The 14,986-nt window shown below is 39.0% G+C and carries 16 protein-coding genes; 11 read left to right on the top strand and 5 right to left on the bottom strand.

The features are described 5' to 3' along the window. Positions 1-446 precede the first annotated feature (446 nt). Positions 447-1,451 carry a helix-turn-helix domain-containing protein gene (locus BFS30_RS09545; RefSeq protein WP_069379077.1) on the bottom strand — a complete coding sequence of 335 codons (1,005 nt, stop codon included), beginning with the start codon at positions 1,449-1,451 and terminating at the stop codon, positions 447-449. Between the two features lie 81 nt (positions 1,452-1,532). On the opposite strand from BFS30_RS09545, the gene BFS30_RS09550 reads away from it, so the two are divergent. Continuing rightward, positions 1,533-2,276: an AbiV family abortive infection protein gene (locus BFS30_RS09550; protein ID WP_069379078.1), complete on the top strand. Its 744-nt coding sequence runs from the start codon at positions 1,533-1,535 to the stop codon at positions 2,274-2,276. Positions 2,277-2,534: 258 nt separating this feature from the next. Here the strand turns inward: BFS30_RS09550 and BFS30_RS09555 are convergent, their stop codons facing one another. Genes BFS30_RS09555 through BFS30_RS09565 form a run of 3 tightly spaced genes read right to left on the bottom strand, consistent with a single transcriptional unit; the run spans position 2,535 to position 4,186 of the window. Beyond that, a complete protein-coding gene (locus BFS30_RS09555; protein WP_069379079.1) occupies positions 2,535-3,263 on the bottom strand; it encodes a hypothetical protein in 729 nt (242 codons plus the stop codon). A 56-nt stretch (positions 3,264-3,319) separates the two neighbouring features. Further along, entirely contained in the window at positions 3,320-3,706 is a 387-nt protein-coding gene (locus BFS30_RS09560; RefSeq protein WP_069379080.1) for a hypothetical protein, read from the bottom strand. A gap of 3 nt (positions 3,707-3,709) precedes the next feature. Beyond that, the gene (locus BFS30_RS09565) at positions 3,710-4,186 is read right to left on the bottom strand and encodes a hypothetical protein (RefSeq protein WP_069379081.1); all 477 of its coding nucleotides are present in this window, start codon (positions 4,184-4,186) and stop codon (positions 3,710-3,712) included. Between the two features lie 1,115 nt (positions 4,187-5,301). On the opposite strand from BFS30_RS09565, the gene BFS30_RS09570 reads away from it, so the two are divergent. After that, positions 5,302-6,291 (top strand): DUF5677 domain-containing protein, encoded by a 990-nt coding sequence (locus tag BFS30_RS09570; RefSeq protein ID WP_069379082.1) that lies wholly within the window; start codon positions 5,302-5,304, stop codon positions 6,289-6,291. A 39-nt stretch (positions 6,292-6,330) separates the two neighbouring features. Here BFS30_RS09570 and BFS30_RS27725 read toward each other — a convergent pair whose 3' ends face one another. After that, on the bottom strand, positions 6,331-6,480 hold the full coding sequence (locus BFS30_RS27725) for a hypothetical protein (protein WP_157262896.1): 150 nt from the start codon (positions 6,478-6,480) through the stop codon (positions 6,331-6,333). A gap of 43 nt (positions 6,481-6,523) precedes the next feature. Here BFS30_RS27725 and BFS30_RS09575 point away from each other — a divergent pair, with 43 nt between their 5' ends. From BFS30_RS09575 to BFS30_RS09615, 9 genes are all read left to right on the top strand, one after another. Next, the gene (locus tag BFS30_RS09575; RefSeq protein WP_069379083.1) at positions 6,524-6,988 is read left to right on the top strand and encodes a helix-turn-helix domain-containing protein; all 465 of its coding nucleotides are present in this window, start codon (positions 6,524-6,526) and stop codon (positions 6,986-6,988) included. Positions 6,989-7,240: 252 nt separating this feature from the next. Then, positions 7,241-8,725 carry a hypothetical protein gene (locus BFS30_RS09580; protein ID WP_069379084.1) on the top strand — a complete coding sequence of 495 codons (1,485 nt, stop codon included), beginning with the start codon at positions 7,241-7,243 and terminating at the stop codon, positions 8,723-8,725. A gap of 146 nt (positions 8,726-8,871) precedes the next feature. Next, entirely contained in the window at positions 8,872-9,513 is a 642-nt protein-coding gene (locus tag BFS30_RS09585; RefSeq protein WP_069379085.1) for a DUF6266 family protein, read from the top strand. 20 nt (positions 9,514-9,533) lie between these two features. Next, positions 9,534-9,791 (top strand): hypothetical protein, encoded by a 258-nt coding sequence (locus BFS30_RS09590; protein WP_069379086.1) that lies wholly within the window; start codon positions 9,534-9,536, stop codon positions 9,789-9,791. Positions 9,792-9,812: 21 nt separating this feature from the next. Continuing rightward, entirely contained in the window at positions 9,813-10,700 is an 888-nt protein-coding gene (locus BFS30_RS09595; RefSeq protein WP_069379087.1) for a hypothetical protein, read from the top strand. 134 nt (positions 10,701-10,834) lie between these two features. Beyond that, positions 10,835-12,382 carry a polymorphic toxin-type HINT domain-containing protein gene (locus BFS30_RS09600; RefSeq protein ID WP_069379088.1) on the top strand — a complete coding sequence of 516 codons (1,548 nt, stop codon included), beginning with the start codon at positions 10,835-10,837 and terminating at the stop codon, positions 12,380-12,382. A gap of 1 nt (position 12,383) precedes the next feature. Then, positions 12,384-13,073: a hypothetical protein gene (locus tag BFS30_RS09605; protein ID WP_069379089.1), complete on the top strand. Its 690-nt coding sequence runs from the start codon at positions 12,384-12,386 to the stop codon at positions 13,071-13,073. A 219-nt stretch (positions 13,074-13,292) separates the two neighbouring features. Continuing rightward, the gene (locus tag BFS30_RS09610; protein ID WP_069379090.1) at positions 13,293-13,940 is read left to right on the top strand and encodes a DUF6266 family protein; all 648 of its coding nucleotides are present in this window, start codon (positions 13,293-13,295) and stop codon (positions 13,938-13,940) included. A gap of 46 nt (positions 13,941-13,986) precedes the next feature. Beyond that, positions 13,987-14,979 carry a PDDEXK nuclease domain-containing protein gene (locus tag BFS30_RS09615; RefSeq protein WP_069379091.1) on the top strand — a complete coding sequence of 331 codons (993 nt, stop codon included), beginning with the start codon at positions 13,987-13,989 and terminating at the stop codon, positions 14,977-14,979. The last annotated feature ends 7 nt before the right edge of the window (positions 14,980-14,986 follow it).

The raw sequence follows: 14,986 nt of genomic DNA on the forward strand, positions 1-14,986 counted from the left end.
ACCTGTATGAGGACTGTGAGGCTATAATGGATGCTAAGAAATTCTTTGAAATGAAAGAACAAGAAAAGTTCGAATTCTTTGGTAGGTGAAGAACAATTTATTAACGGACAAGTTCGATAGTAATATTCGATCGTGGGGCTGAACGTGTCTTGTGAGAAGAATCAACGTTTATATCAAAACTTTCCTTTAACTGTTGCAGAATTTACGACTAATAATGTCATTATTAAAACTGCAACACTTGTTGCAGAAATCGTCGAAGTTTTGATCTAAAGGAAATGGATTTTTTCGCTCTTGATAGTGTAATTGAATAAGCCATTTTGATTGATCCCTGTCCACTAATTTTGATATTCATGTAACAGTCTGATTACCAAAGCAAAGAGGGGTCGTGTACTAATAGGTAAACGTAGTCTGATTTGTCCATCTTGCGTTTTACGAATTCAATAAAGTTATAGAATTTCGTTGTTCCTAAAAAACAATAGTGCTTCATCCGGAGATTGTTTCTCTTCAAAAAGCACATTTTCCTCTTCTATTACAAGAGTAGTAGTTGGATTATTGGAGTCGACATTAATGAGATCAAGTGAATAGATGGATTTTTTACTGGGTGAAAGCATAGCTCCAAAGGTTATCATGATTTTAAGTTCATCAGTATTCGGAATGATAATGTGATAGGTTACCGCGTGCGGTATGCCATAATGAAGTGGATTGGAGATTGGCCGATGAATGAGTTGAGCTCCTTGCAGAATTACGCTTACCTGATCTCCAAACGCATTTGCCTCCCAACCTAAGAATTTAGCTCCGCCAACTAATGTAATGGTGTAGTTGTAGTTGGAATCGTTTTGAAGCTTTGAAAAATTAAAGATTACAAAGGCAAGTTTGCATAAAGTCTGACCACCATGTTCAAAGAAAGCATTTAAACGCAATGTCGCTCTTAGATCAGGATAGGAGATCTGCCTCATTAAAGCCTGAACGATATAATGGGGTGCGGGTCTTGTTTGCCCATCCATCCTGATGTAATATATGTGATCCACTTGATGAGGCTTATATTGACTTTCCTGGACCTCGAAGACATAAACAAAGGAATTTCCTGACGGCAATATTTTTACTGCAATACCAATTGGCATAGGCGAAATCGAGGTGCAACATTTATTTATAAACCAATCCACCGATTTTTGTACAGATACAGGTGTAAGCACACCATTAAAAAAATCCACGTTCCCCACCGTTTGTTTGACAGGGGCACCCAATATAAGCAAACCACCAGATCCGTTCAAAAATCCGCAAATGGTTTTCATGATTTTTACCAGTATAGCATCAAAATTTGCCTGAGGTGGAAATGACTTAAATTCAAGCGTGTCAGTTTCAAGTCTTTGTTCCTGAAAATAGTTCTCTAATAAGCCGGAATTCAGTTCTTCTAGAGTAACACCAAATAAGTTTTGAGCGAAGTTCGTCATATTCGAAGTTAAATAATAAATTTCCGATTTTGGTGCCTGAACATACACATATCATTGTGATTATTTATACTTATAAATTACATGGAATTTGCAACCCCACTTCCTTTAGAAAACCAGTACAATAGTGTCGTAACGTGTGCAGAGGCTGCTGAAGGTATACACGTGTCGCTCTTAAATGCTAAAGAACTTTTAGCTGATGGCCAGATTCTGTTTGACAATGCGCGTTATCCAAGGGCGATTGCGCTAGCTGTTTTAGCTATTGAGGAGTACGGAAAAGTCGAGAAGATCAAAGAACTGCTACTCAGCAAACAAAAAGTGTCCTCTGCATGGCGGGAAGTCAGAAGTCATAAATCAAAGAACTACCCGTGGCTTTTTCCATTGTTAAAACAGCTTGGGCTTAATGACAAGGATGCGCTACTAGCTTTGACTGCCAAGGAAAATAATAGCCTTAAATTTCTTGACCAACTAAAGCAAATTTGTTTTTATACCGAGGCAATAAAAAAAGAAGATAAAAAAGGTTGCTATTGGTGGCTGCCCTCTGAAATCACAGATGCAGATCTGGCTAGGTTTTATTTGTCAAATGCTGACATCATTGTAAATGACGATGGTATTATGTGGACTGAAGGTGCTTTGTCTGTGTATATCCAGCACAATTATTTACAGGATGGTAAATGCTTTACGAAAGATCAAGTATTATATTATCAAGCGTTGCGCGACGGAAAACACATCACTGAAGACCGCTTTACACGGATAATCGAAAATGTGAAAAGAATGCAGCCGCCAACGAACAATGTCAGTGAGGGTTCAGATAATAAAACATTATAGTAACTATAGTAAGTCGAGCGGCAATATGTTTAACTTTTATGAGCATTGTGAGACGATGATAAATTTTGAGAAAACGATAAATAATAAAGCTGAATGTCATTATAGAAATAAGAAATATTATAAAAATGGAGTTAGGTAATTCTAGAGAATGTGTCGTTTAAGATAAGGACTACAAGAATGAATTTAGTGATAATTACTCCGTCCATAGAAGCTATCCATAAGAAAGGAACTTGCCACCCGATTCGGTTTTATGCTTTTTTACGGGTAGTCAAAATTTGGATCTCTGGGATCTTCGTTTTCCAAAATATAATGGTTCACCGTCCAGAAATCTGCCCGTGGAATTCGAGTCGCTCTGTGCTTATGGTCAATCAAATCATAGGGAAGGATAAGCCATTCACTATTTTTTTGTGCCAAAATATTCGCCCTGTCAAATCTATCATCGCCTTTTCGATCTGATAGAAACGCCAAAGTACTGATCAGAATCAAACGGTGAGCCTTAGTTATGCCGCCACAAACCGGACAATCCCGAGCTCTCAGAGCATAAGTTTTAAAACAATCATCAACCTGGTAGCCCTCCTTCAAATCTTTATTGCATGCGAAATTGTATTCCCAGACTCCTTTGGATATTTCTTTTAAATCATTCACTGGAATATTCAACTTGAAAACATACCTGGTTTCCCAGTAAGGCACATCAAATGGAACAAGTTTTTCAGAAGTTAAACCGGCCGCCCACTTTTTGGCCGTTTCCTCAGCGTCAGAAAACGATACATAATCTGTTATCTTAAAGTATTCCTTCTCAAAGGCCTTAAGGTGATCAATATGCTGCTTTATGGTTTCTAAAAAGCTAATGCGTTCAATATTGTTCGGATAACCACTTGCGCCAAAGGCACTGGAGGTGATTCCTTCAGAGTAATATCGAAAAGGCTTTGATTTCTCGTTCTCAAAATAGTCGCCCCTATAGAGCGAGAGCATCTTATCTTTCTGCATTCTCGGTTTTAGTTTTACTATCGAGCATAAAAAGCTGAGAAATGATCTAAAACTTATCAACTTCCTTTCAGAACTGGTAAATGCAAAATGGCAGTCTTGAGATTAATGCTATTAAGCTCAGATAGGTTATCGCCAAGGCGCTTCCAGATAAATTCAAAAAGACCTGTTCTATCAACCGGGTTGATATATAACATAAGTATGGGAATTTGCATATTCACACTTTTCTCGCGTATGGATTTATATTTCCTGAAGATCTCAGATGCAGTATACTGAGCAGCTTTAATATTGACACCAAAAACAACTGAGCGATCGGATCTTAACATACAGATGAAATCAAAATCACCATCTTCACCTTCATAGATGGTTAACATTTGTGTTTCGTAAAGATAGGTTTTGGCGATATTCTCGGCCATAAAACCTCTATAGCTTGCGTTCGTTTCCATGTTTTAAAAGTTTGTTAGATATGCAGCTTTATGTGCCAGAGGGTTAACCGTATCCCAGAAATTTACAACCTCATCTCTGAGTAAAATCAAGTTCGCGCCATTCACAGGATGAGTAATGTCCATACTACTAATCGCCGAGGTTTGCGGCCCCCTAATAGTCTTAATATAGCCATTGGATAGTGGAGGAGTTATCTGATCTAGTTCCACTCCAATTAGATAGGTCGGTGCATAATAGCTCGATAAGCGTTGCAAGTGATGCAGTTTTGCCTGCACCTTCAATCTTCCTCCAGCTGTAAATCCCTGTATAGTGGATTTTACTTGGAAAAAGCAAAATACCGAGCCATGGGTACCCTCAGTTTCAGCATAAATATCAATGGTAGGCCATTTGCCTCCGATCATTACCGTTTCAAATAGTTGTCCCTGGGCAGTATTTTGTCCCAGGAGAACATTGGCAAGGCTTTCGCCGAAATCACCTTTCATGAGCGTATTTTTGATTTATGATGTTTTTAATTGTTATATTATCTTACTTCAATCATGAAGGTAGTGAATTTAGGTCAAAAGAGGGAGAAATCAGCAATCACCCTTTCGGTATTTGCGTTAGCGAATCTTTTTTGATTGTTGTAATACCTTAACAGGGAATAACGAATTTTCCCTTCATCCCGTAGCTTTTGTAAAGTCGTTTTACTAGTGACACTGACACCTCATTTCGCTGCAAACTGATCACCACATTTCGGAACAAAGTGGCCGTTTTTAGGTCTAAATCCTATTTTTCATCATCAATATTCCATAAGTCATTTTCAAAAATTAGGGTAAATAAAGGACTTTAGAGAGATTGTCTGCTCGTAGATGAATGAGAGAACATCTAATGAAAAGAACTCTTATATCCTCTTATTTGAGGCCGATACGTTAATCTGGCCTTAAATGTGATTGCAGGTGCTTATTTCCTCAAGAAAATGTAATTGTAGATGCAAAGAGCTCGGCTTTGGCTTCAATGAATGATTTGTCCAGGAGTGTTAGTTATATTGGTTCAGGGGAAAGGAACTCTTGTGACTTATTTGGCAATTCATTCTTCGGCCACTTTGTCCCGAAATGAAGCGACCAGTTTTGGGTTCTTCCCCAATTTTGGTGGTTTTTAAAAATGAAGTGTGTAATGTAAAATCAATGGATTAAGTGTTCATTAAGGCTTGCTGGTGATTAAAGCCATAGGAGCCACTAATATATGTACGAGAATCATGATCAATGTTAGTTCTAGCAAAAAAATAAAGGAACTGCCGACGTAATAAGCTTATATCAGTTTAAAATACAGCTGTTTACAAAAAGTAATTACTTGTCTGTTGTATTTTTTACCACCAAAATTGGGGAAGAACCAGTTTTGATGAAATACACAATATATCCACTGCCGGTCATGCTGGATAACAGGACTATCAAAATCGAAGAACCACAGGAACATGCTTTCCAAAAAACTGATTTACAACTGTAACCATGAATGTTTGAAATCATTCACGAAAAAATGAAGAAAAAAATGCAACTGCGCAAATAGATTGCACAGTTTGAATCTATATTCGTTTAATCAATCAACAAACAAGCTTATCGATATGGAAACCAAAAGAGAAACAATTTTTTCACGCGCACTTTCAGCGGGAGATAAAGTTCAATTAAAAGAACTCTCCTCTGCCCTAGACTGTACAGTGGATTTAGGGGTAGCACTGCTTGAAGCTGATTTTGCAACGGGTGGGAATGAATTGGATTTGCCACCAATACTATTTCTCAAAAATCTAATAAGCAATATCGATGGCATTTCGGTTTTAGTTGAAAACTCCATCATGGAACCTTGTAATGTGCTGCTAAGGACTTTGCTGGAAAATTTCTTTTCACTGGAATATCTGCTTGAAGATAAGGCCGGTTCAGGACAGCGTTCAAGGGATTTTATGGTTTGGGATTTTGTGGAGCGGCGCAAGTGGGTTAAAAAAGGAGATGTAAATAGTCCAGAACATGGACGGTTGGCCAAAAAATTTAAACAGGACAAACGACTTTACGATAGCCCCGTGATGTCCTTTCCTATGGCGGATAAGATCTGCGAGCGTATAGATAAGGGTTTGAACGGAGAAACCTACCGGGAGACTTGGTTGGAGTATGAAAGGACGAGGAAAATAAAAAGGAAAACCCCTGCATGGTATAGCTTATCAAATGGTCCTGGCTCACTTGAAGAACTTGCAGCCAAAGTCGGTTATCCTGCCCTTTATGAAATATTGTACCGAGGTTTTTCGTCTTCCAGCCACGGGAACAATATTGTCCCGGGCAAAATTTCTTTTCCGGACGGTCCGCAGGTCAACCTTGAACCCTTACGTGACAAAACGCTTGCGGCCTCAACAGTGAACCATTGCCTGCAGATCAGCAATTTGGCATTCCGAACCTACCTGAAGAAACGTGTACCTTTTATGGAGAAGAATTATGAAGAATGGGTGGCTTATGCGTATCCCTACAGCACGCAGCTGAACAATGAAGTGAGGGAGATGGTAAAAAAAGATGATCAATGGCTTTTGGATAAAATGGAGTTAAATAAGCGTCCTCCGATAATTATGTAGTGAGCTTGACTTTTGGACAGCATTAATAATCGACTAGTTTTAAAGATCATGGGTCCACTTAATATTCTTGTTATCAGAACTCTTTTCCTCCAACCATTCTCCTTCCAATGCAGGAAGATAGTAATCTTCTTCCAAAAAGATGCGCGTAAACTTTTCCTGTATTTTCGCATGGTTAAAGTCGAGGCGCATCTTGTCGACCCTTTACGACCATTGAGAAGCTATTGTAAACGATATGAAGATTATGACAGATGCAACGGCTAAAATCCATCAGGGAAAGAATGTAAAACGCTTTCGTGGAATGTTAGGAATAAGACAGGAGGGCCTCGCGGATCAACTAGGGCCTGAATGGAATCAGAAGAGGATTTCTTTAATAGAATCTAGAGAAAGAATAGAACCGGATTTGTTAAAGTCGATTGCAGAAGCACTTAAAATCCCTGTACAAGTGCTCGAAAATTTTGATGAACAAGCTGCAATAAGCTATTTTAATACATTTACTGATAGTGTTTTTAATAATGGCATATTTAACGCTACAAACTGCAATATTAATCCTCTTGAAACATTAGTCGAAGCAATGCAAGAACTTAAAACTGTTTATGGAGAAATTCGAGAACTTTATACAGAAAATAAAGAGCTCTATGCCAGTTTGCTCCTTCTTGAGCGAGAAAAGAATGCAGCTCTACAATCCAAATTAACCTGATTTGACAAGAACCTTCAAAAAAAGGAATTTTAAAATACGAGCGTGCTAAAATAATGAATGACTTTTAGTACGCTCATTTTCATTTGATTAACTACTCGTTTTTCTCCGTAATTGCTATTTTATTATTGGTGTTTACAGACAAGAAATTTCATTTTTCTCAGACATTGCATTTTTCTATGATTCGTTATTAAATCAATTTATTATTGTAATAATCAATATCTATTGTTTTTAATTCTAAATTTTTAATGTGTTATGAGAAATAATGTGTCGCTTAAATGGAATATTCGTTGGAGGTTTACGAATTCTAAGAATAAAAGAGTTTATTACGAGCAGGTAGCATCATTTATCCGTAAGGAATTTGAAAGAGGGAATTATCCGGAAGGTTATCGTATGCCTTCTATCCGAAAATTGGCCAGGTATCTCGGCATAAGTATCTATCAGGTAGAAACAGCCTATGCTAATTTGATTTCCTCTAATGAGGTTCTTTATACAGATGGGAATATGGGTACATTCATGTTCGAGAATAAAACCATAAAAGAAAGCAGTCTTGTCAATGAGAAGGGGATACTCGCTAAGCTTCCATTTCATACACAGAATTTATTTATCCCAAACACAGCGCAAAAGCTCAATATCATTACACTGGGCAGTACTTATCCATACGGACCATTGGAGACGCTTAAGAAGCTTAAAGACGGTTATCTGCTTAAAGATAGTAAGGGGTTAAAAGCTCCTGGACAATATTTGTTTCCAGAGGTGTTTCGCACATTAAAACAACGAAATTTATTGAGCAGCGATCAGCAGCTATGTATCGTGCCTTCAGGAAAAGCACTTTATACTGTATTGGAAAGTCTGATCCGGCCTGGAGCTATTGTGGTATCGGTATCTCCGGAAGATGTACTGGCGATAGAAACCTTTTTTCACTTGCATATCCATTCCCTTTTTACAGGGGCAGATGAAGAAGGGATGTTATTAGAGTCATTAGATGCCATTTGTAGGAAACATCCTGTTCAGGCAGTATTTCTTAGGCCAGTATTGGATTTTATGGGATTTTCCTGTCTCAGCTCTGAGCGGATCAACCGGTTGATTAGATTAGCTGAGCGTTATAAATTCTGGATATTGATGATGGACGAAGATCATGAGTTTTCAAGCTTCTGCCTACTTAGAATCAATGACCTGATGAATAGTGGTTATATGATCTATATTTCAAATCTGAGCAAGCTTTGCCGTGTTTTTCATGAGATTGGCCTTGTGGCAGGTCCTGTAGATTTTATCGCTGCTTTAAAGAAAAATTCAAAGAAACACTTTATAGGATGGGACCGCTATATGGAGCGGAGTATTGTGTCTTTGTATAGCAGCCCGGCTATTAAATCTGATATCAACAAAATTAATATCAAGTGCAATTCGGGCAGCTATGCATTGAATACTATTTTTCATAATTACTTTATACAGGATTCTCAGTTAGTGATTCCTAAAGCCGGTACGTTTGCTTTGGTCTTTTTCAGGCCGGCAATTGCCTCGCTCATGGTAGAGCCACTAAGAAAAACAGAGCTTTATTGCCAGGAAGAAAATTCTTTATACCGGGTAGGGAAACCTCTTGATGTGTTGAGAATCAGCTTATGCATTACAAATTGGAAAATATTGGAATCTGTCTTTCAAAATATAAAAGACAGCATCACCCAACAGGTGTCCTTGTTCGATCACGGTTCGGTCAGGACGGTTAACTGGAACGTACCATGAACGTATCTGAAACGTAGCAGGAACGTCTTTTTGTACAAAAAGACGTTCCTGCTACGTGCCCGGGGTGTTTTTAGCACATTTCGGTTAACGACTCCTATCAATGGAATATTAAATCACATCATAGTTTAACCTTAAATTTTACAGCAATGGCAATTATTAAAAAGAAGAATTCCAACATGTTTACCGGCCTGATTGGTCCAATGATTATGGCTACCTGGAAAGGTATTTTATACGCCCGGGCCAGGCCGCGGAAAAGTGCGGTTAAGAAAGAAGGAACACCAGGTCAGGTTGCTGCCAGAGGTAAATTCCGTTATTTACACCAGTTTTTAAGCCCGTTTCATCCTTTTATCACGGTTGGGTTTTCAGGAAAAGCGGTGAATAAAACCGAAATCAATGTGGCTTTCACGGCAAATTATCATTCTGCGGTAATAGGCGTTTACCCGGACCTGAGTATGGATTATCCGAGAATCAGGATTAGTGAGGGGAAGCTGGAAGGTTTGATCGCGCCGGAGTTAAGCTGTTCTCCTTCAGGTTTGGTGGAGATCAATTGGAAAACCGAGGCTACACGAGGAGGAGGGTATAATGATCATTTGATGTTGGTTTTATACAGTGAGTTGTATAAAAAGACAGATGGGTTTATCGGACATGCACAGCGTAGTGATCATTACTGCAGTTTTCCTATTCGTGAGGAAATGCAAAAAGGACGTGTACATGTGTATGTGAGCTTCGCTTCGCAGAATCGGCGATTAGCTTCCAACAGTCAGTACCTGGGGGTTTTAGAATTTTAACCTTATCAAACAAGCTAAATATGAATAATCAGATCACTACACTCCGGATCCTGGTATCAGATACCCTGAATCCCCGTAATTATTCGAGACTTAACGTCGATGACATTCATAAAACCTGTGCAGAAATCCCTTCGATTGAAGAAGGGATTTTTAAAGCCATCCGTGAAGAAATATATGGTACATCAAAAGCAAGTATAGTAGAGAGACATATCCGCCAAATTCAATCAGACTGCATTGCCTTGATGGATTTGCTTCATGGATATGCTGATCAGGAATAGGAATTGAAGCGTCTTCATCAAATGGTATTTAAATGCCTGCAGAAGGTGCTAAATGAAATTGAACAGCACCATTTTATATTTTTTAACCCGCAGGCAATTTTGCCTTCGGCATATCATCAGCAAGCTACAGAAGGCTTGAAGGGAGAGTTTGTTCTGTTGAAGACGATATTGAAAAAGAATCGGCTTGATCCAGTCTGGTATGAACATATAGAGCGTGCCATTTCTGGTTTTCTCCAGGCAAAGCATTGTAGTTTTGAGCAGCTATCCTACATGAACAGACTGCTCTCTGCTTTAACATTGATTCAACCAGGTGCAGCAGAGTTTTCTGAAAACCTGATTAAACAATTGATCACTCATCGTTTTAACGACCAGGGATTTACCAGATTTTACATCGGCCTGCTGGAGGAAGAAATCAGGTGCTTATACAGTATGGAAGAACAATATGAACGCTTGTCTTATTATCAAAAACAATTTAAAAGGCAGGAAGAACATTCTTCCTGCTGCTTTAATGCGTCGAGAAATAGCCTGAAAGCTTTATTGTTGGAATATCTTGGTGGAGAACTGGAATTTCTGGAGCGGAAGCAACTGGCAGGCAGGGAAAGAAATAACGGCATTGGTAGTCAACAGCTTTCTGAAAGCAATTACAGGATAAAGTTTTCTCTTTCTGCTGATGGTCTTGCTTATCTCATCAGGTTGATGATAGAGGCAGATGTGATTGTAGCGAAGCCAAGAACTTTACTAATGGAGTTTGTAGCAAAGTATTTTCAAACCTGTGGAATTGGAACGGCACATCTTTCGGCAAGGAGCATGGAAACAAAATATAAACAGGTTACCCAGAATACCGCAAAGGGAGTAAGTGCTGCGCTTAAGCGAATGTTGCGTCTGCTGGATCAGCAGTTTATAGGGTGAGATTTCTAAATGAAATGTTCTGTTAATATTATTTTGATAAAATGAGGTTTGATTGATTATTTTATTTAACTTGTTAGATATTATATAATTAAAGTTGATTTTTATAATCTACAAGGTGAAATAATAAACTGATTATGCCTCACGAATTAGAATATATAGTAGACCAGGCCGTGTGTCACTGTGATAAAGGAGCTGCGCCAGCTTATTTTACCGGACTTGCCAATCAAAATGTAAAAATTAACGGTTGTAAAGCTTGTACTAAGGCTGATAAACTTCCTATGGCTAATATCCCTTCATTCGGGGTATGTAGCGTTACGCAATCTGCCTGTATGCCTGCTCCGATTGATTGGACGGATACTTACAAAGTGAAAGTAAAAGGGGAGGAAACTTTACTTTTCAAATCAAAACTTCCCTGCGGTGTAGGCGGAAAGATTGAGTTTATGACCAGTGGGCAGGTTCCTGTAAGTCCGGAAGATCTTAAAAAAATGACGGAGGAAAACAGTGAAAAAGAAGAAGAGGATGGCTTAAGCTGGTGGGACGCAGCAGAAATGATTCCCTTTGTTGGTGGGGTTATTGGAATGGTTCGTTCGGGAACAAAAGACCCTACAGATTGGCTTGGGTTAGGATTGAGTGCGGCCTCGCTGGTGCTGGATGTTGCCGGATTGTTCTCTTTTGGCGCTGGAAATGCAGCTTCTGCGGCAGTAAAAGGAGGTAAGCTTGCCAGGGTGGCCGTAAAAGCGGCAAAAGCGATGAAATCGGTAAAGGTTGGTGCAAAAGCATTGGCGGTTGGACTAGCTAAGCATGTTGACGATATTGTGAAAGCCGGAAAGGTATGTGTGTTTGCTTGTTTCCCCGCCGGTACTTTGATAAATACTTGGTCAGGAAATAAAAATATTGAAGATATCCGTGTGGGTGATCAGGTTTGGTCTTATGATGAAGAGACGGCTGAGGTAAATCTGAAAACAGTGACGGCAACGTTTGAGAATGAAGTGGATGCAACGGTGGAAATCAGACTGGAAGGCGAAAACATAGAAACCACAGCTGAACATCCTTTCTATACCCGAAATGGCTGGAAGGAAGCGGCAGATCTAAGCATCGATGACGAACTTAAACTCAAATCAGGCGATTGGAAAGAAATAAAAGAGGTGCGCTTCTCTTATCAGAAGACAAAAGTTTATAATTTTGAGGTAGAGGGCTGGCATACTTATTTTGTTGGCTTACTGGCGCTGCTGGTTCATAATGCGGTTGTTTGTTTAAAGGCTCTTGCTGCTGCTGGTGTTAAGTATGCAAAAAATATCCTCAACGGACAGTTGTTTGATAAGGCTATGCGGGAAGCTTATGAGTATGTGCAGATTAAATTAGTGAATGGTAAGATTTTAGACGTGCTGATTCCCGGAAAGGAAATTATCTCCCATAAGTTTACCCAACTTAGCGAAATCGCAGAAAAGACTGCATTTGGTTATATAGATGAGATAGGAAAAAAATATGCGGATATCATGACCGACAGTCGTAAACTTGCTGATCAGATATCTACCCGAGATTTGGATAAGGTATTGGAGATACCGCCTCAGGTAAAGGAAATACCACAGGAAATATTGACACATGCTGAGAATGCACGAGTGGAAATACGAGAGATATCTGGTAAAGCACTGGAAGAATTTAATAAAATGAAATTTTGGTAAAATGGAGAAGTATATATATCAGGACTGGTACAAGGGTAAAAGAAAGCTTCAAACGGAAGAACAGACTTTAATTTATTACTCAAAACATGTGTACTATCCGGATCACATGAAAGAGAAGGGAAAAGAAGCAAAGAAATTTCTAAAAACCTGTACCAGTGCAGAAGAATGGGCCAGGTACGCTTATGCAAACGATCTTCCGTTTTCTGTTTGTAAGATGGATGCACATCATGTAGAAGCCTATATAAGAAAGGAGTTTCTTGAAGAGGGACTTTCGGTAGCCTTCCTGGATGAATATGGAAGGAAGTTTATGGGGTATAGTTTTAATAGACAGCCTAATGGTAAATATTTCTGCATTGGAATCATATTTTGGGAGTTTGAGGAAGGAAAAAGCGGAGATAACGATGATACAAAAACCTGGATCTATACCTTTGAACCTAACGGAAACGTAGAGGTTATTGAAAGGGAAAAAGGGGCTAAGGAGGAATGTGTATGGAAGAGCAAACGACCATTAAATGTAGAAAGTAATTGGGAAGATGCTCCGGCTTTTGGAAATTGGGATGGACTGTTTGAAATGAAACGCTGGAAAGAAGGTGAATTGGACGAGCTCTTTAAAGGTGACGAAACTTCTGCAGCAGACCAAACTGATCAACCTGTAAATAAATGGCTCCCGCCAGGATGGAATAAAGAGTAAGAATAAATTATAATTTTTAGAAAATAAAAGAGGCATAAACTGGTCAACAGATCGGTTTATGCCTCTTTTTTGGCTTAGGTACGGTACCCCCGGGACTGTATAAAGAATCTGTTAATGTTTCCCTTTGTATCGTCATCCTCATACAAGTTCTGTACAAAGAACGATCAGGTGAAGGTGTCGAATTAACAGATTTTTTAACCCCATTTAAAAACTAAGCTTATGGGACTAATTACATGGGGAATCCTGGGTGGATTCCGAAAAAAGACAGGTGCCGTTGTTGGTGCCTTTTACAGGGGGCAGGATGTGATCCGCGCCATTCCAAGAAGTTCTACAAAAAGTAGGACCCAAGCGCAACAGATGCAGCGCTCAAAATTTGGTCTTGTTACCAAATATCTAAGTAGGTTCAGCTCCATTATTGACACGGGGTATCCAAATGCTGGTAAGCGTACTAAAATGAATGAGGCTGTTGCCTATCATCTTAGAGCGGCGGTAACTGGTACGTTTCCCGATTATGAAATGGATCATTCCAAACTATTTTTCAGTCATGGAGCACGTGAATTCGCATTCGATGCGAAAGCAGTTGCATTGCCAAATCTGGAAGTGGAGTTTAACTGGAAACATGAAGGAAATGATCGTAAAAACATGAGTGCCAATGATACGGTAACGGTTGTTGTTTACGATCCGGAAACAGAGATCTGTATCACTGCAGAGAGCTTTGTAAAACGTTCTGCAAAGAAAGCAGTATTACAACTGCCCTCCATGTTGCTAGGAAATGAAGTTTATTGTTATCTGAGTGTGAACTCTGAAAGTAAACCTACAGTATCTTCAGAAACTCAATTTTTGGGTAAGGTTATCGTAGTAATGTAAGGAAAATGGCCTGGGAAACCAGGCCATTTCTATTTAAAAAAATAGGATGGCTACAGCTAAAAGTCAGGATAAATATCAGGAGTTTCTATCAGGTCTTAAGACTGAAATTCAAACTGAACAGATGAAGTTTGTTCTTTCTGCAAATTCACAGATGTTAAGACTATTCTGGTGGATTGGTCATGCCATTTTAAGGTATCGAAAAACTGAAGGTTGGGGCACAAAGATTATTCAGAGGCTTTCTGTTGACCTAAAGAAAGCTTTTCCTGATTTCAAAGGGAACTCAGAACGTAACCTAAAATATATGCGGGCTTTTGCCTTAGCATATCCTGTAGGTTTGGATGTTAAAAGCGGGAAAATTTCCTGGTACCATCATGTCACTTTACTCGACAAGGTAAAGGGAGAAAAATTGCGGAGGTTTTATATGGAGAAGGTAATAGAAAATGGTTGGAGCCGGGATACACTGGTCCATCAGATTTCTTCAGACCTGCATTTGAGGCAGGGTAAAATGCAACATAATTTTGCCAAAACGATGCCTGCTGGTAAAAGCGAACTGGTGGAGGTATTTTTCAAAGATCCTTATATTTTCGATTTCTTTGAACTACCTCAGGAAGCAATTGAAAGGGAGCTTGAAGCTGCCTTGGTGAATCATATTTATAGATTTCTACTGGAAATGGGCGATGGATTTGCCTTCCTGGGAAGGCAGGTTCAATTAGAGAAAGGTGGACAGAATTATTATCTGGATTTACTTTTTTATCATACTAAATTGCATTGTCACGTCATTATGGAACTCAAAACGGGAGAATTTAAACCGGAGTATGTTGGTAAAATGAATTTCTACCTTTCTGCTTTTGATGAAGATTATCGATCAGTTGAAGATGGGCCGGCAATCGGAATTATACTATGTAAAAGCAAGAATAAGGTTACAGCAGAATACGCGCTTAGGGATGTTAATAATCCGATTGGAATTGCAGTATATAATTTGACTGACGCTATGCCTGGGAATTTGGAAATACCTTATATTACAACGGATGCGAATTAATGGCAAT

The sequence above is a fragment of the Pedobacter steynii genome (genome assembly GCF_001721645.1).
Taxonomy (GTDB): domain Bacteria; phylum Bacteroidota; class Bacteroidia; order Sphingobacteriales; family Sphingobacteriaceae; genus Pedobacter; species Pedobacter steynii_A.

What these genes read in the sequence shown, in the direction of transcription:
- BFS30_RS09545 (WP_069379077.1), bottom strand. Translation starts at nt 1,451, where the DNA reads ATGACGAACTTCGCTCAAAACTTATTTGGTGTTACTCTAGAAGAACTG.
- BFS30_RS09560 (WP_069379080.1), bottom strand. Translation starts at nt 3,706, where the DNA reads ATGGAAACGAACGCAAGCTATAGAGGTTTTATGGCCGAGAATATCGCC.
- BFS30_RS09590 (WP_069379086.1), top strand. Translation starts at nt 9,534, where the DNA reads ATGAATAATCAGATCACTACACTCCGGATCCTGGTATCAGATACCCTG.
- BFS30_RS09605 (WP_069379089.1), top strand. Translation starts at nt 12,384, where the DNA reads ATGGAGAAGTATATATATCAGGACTGGTACAAGGGTAAAAGAAAGCTT.
- BFS30_RS09610 (WP_069379090.1), top strand. Translation starts at nt 13,293, where the DNA reads ATGGGACTAATTACATGGGGAATCCTGGGTGGATTCCGAAAAAAGACA.
- BFS30_RS09600 (WP_069379088.1), top strand. Translation starts at nt 10,835, where the DNA reads ATGCCTCACGAATTAGAATATATAGTAGACCAGGCCGTGTGTCACTGT.
- BFS30_RS27725 (WP_157262896.1), bottom strand. Translation starts at nt 6,480, where the DNA reads ATGCGCCTCGACTTTAACCATGCGAAAATACAGGAAAAGTTTACGCGC.
- BFS30_RS09615 (WP_069379091.1), top strand. Translation starts at nt 13,987, where the DNA reads ATGGCTACAGCTAAAAGTCAGGATAAATATCAGGAGTTTCTATCAGGT.
- BFS30_RS09580 (WP_069379084.1), top strand. Translation starts at nt 7,241, where the DNA reads ATGAGAAATAATGTGTCGCTTAAATGGAATATTCGTTGGAGGTTTACG.
- BFS30_RS09595 (WP_069379087.1), top strand. Translation starts at nt 9,813, where the DNA reads ATGGTATTTAAATGCCTGCAGAAGGTGCTAAATGAAATTGAACAGCAC.
- BFS30_RS09585 (WP_069379085.1), top strand. Translation starts at nt 8,872, where the DNA reads ATGGCAATTATTAAAAAGAAGAATTCCAACATGTTTACCGGCCTGATT.
- BFS30_RS09575 (WP_069379083.1), top strand. Translation starts at nt 6,524, where the DNA reads ATGAAGATTATGACAGATGCAACGGCTAAAATCCATCAGGGAAAGAAT.
- BFS30_RS09565 (WP_069379081.1), bottom strand. Translation starts at nt 4,186, where the DNA reads ATGAAAGGTGATTTCGGCGAAAGCCTTGCCAATGTTCTCCTGGGACAA.
- BFS30_RS09570 (WP_069379082.1), top strand. Translation starts at nt 5,302, where the DNA reads ATGGAAACCAAAAGAGAAACAATTTTTTCACGCGCACTTTCAGCGGGA.
- BFS30_RS09550 (WP_069379078.1), top strand. Translation starts at nt 1,533, where the DNA reads ATGGAATTTGCAACCCCACTTCCTTTAGAAAACCAGTACAATAGTGTC.
- BFS30_RS09555 (WP_069379079.1), bottom strand. Translation starts at nt 3,263, where the DNA reads ATGCAGAAAGATAAGATGCTCTCGCTCTATAGGGGCGACTATTTTGAG.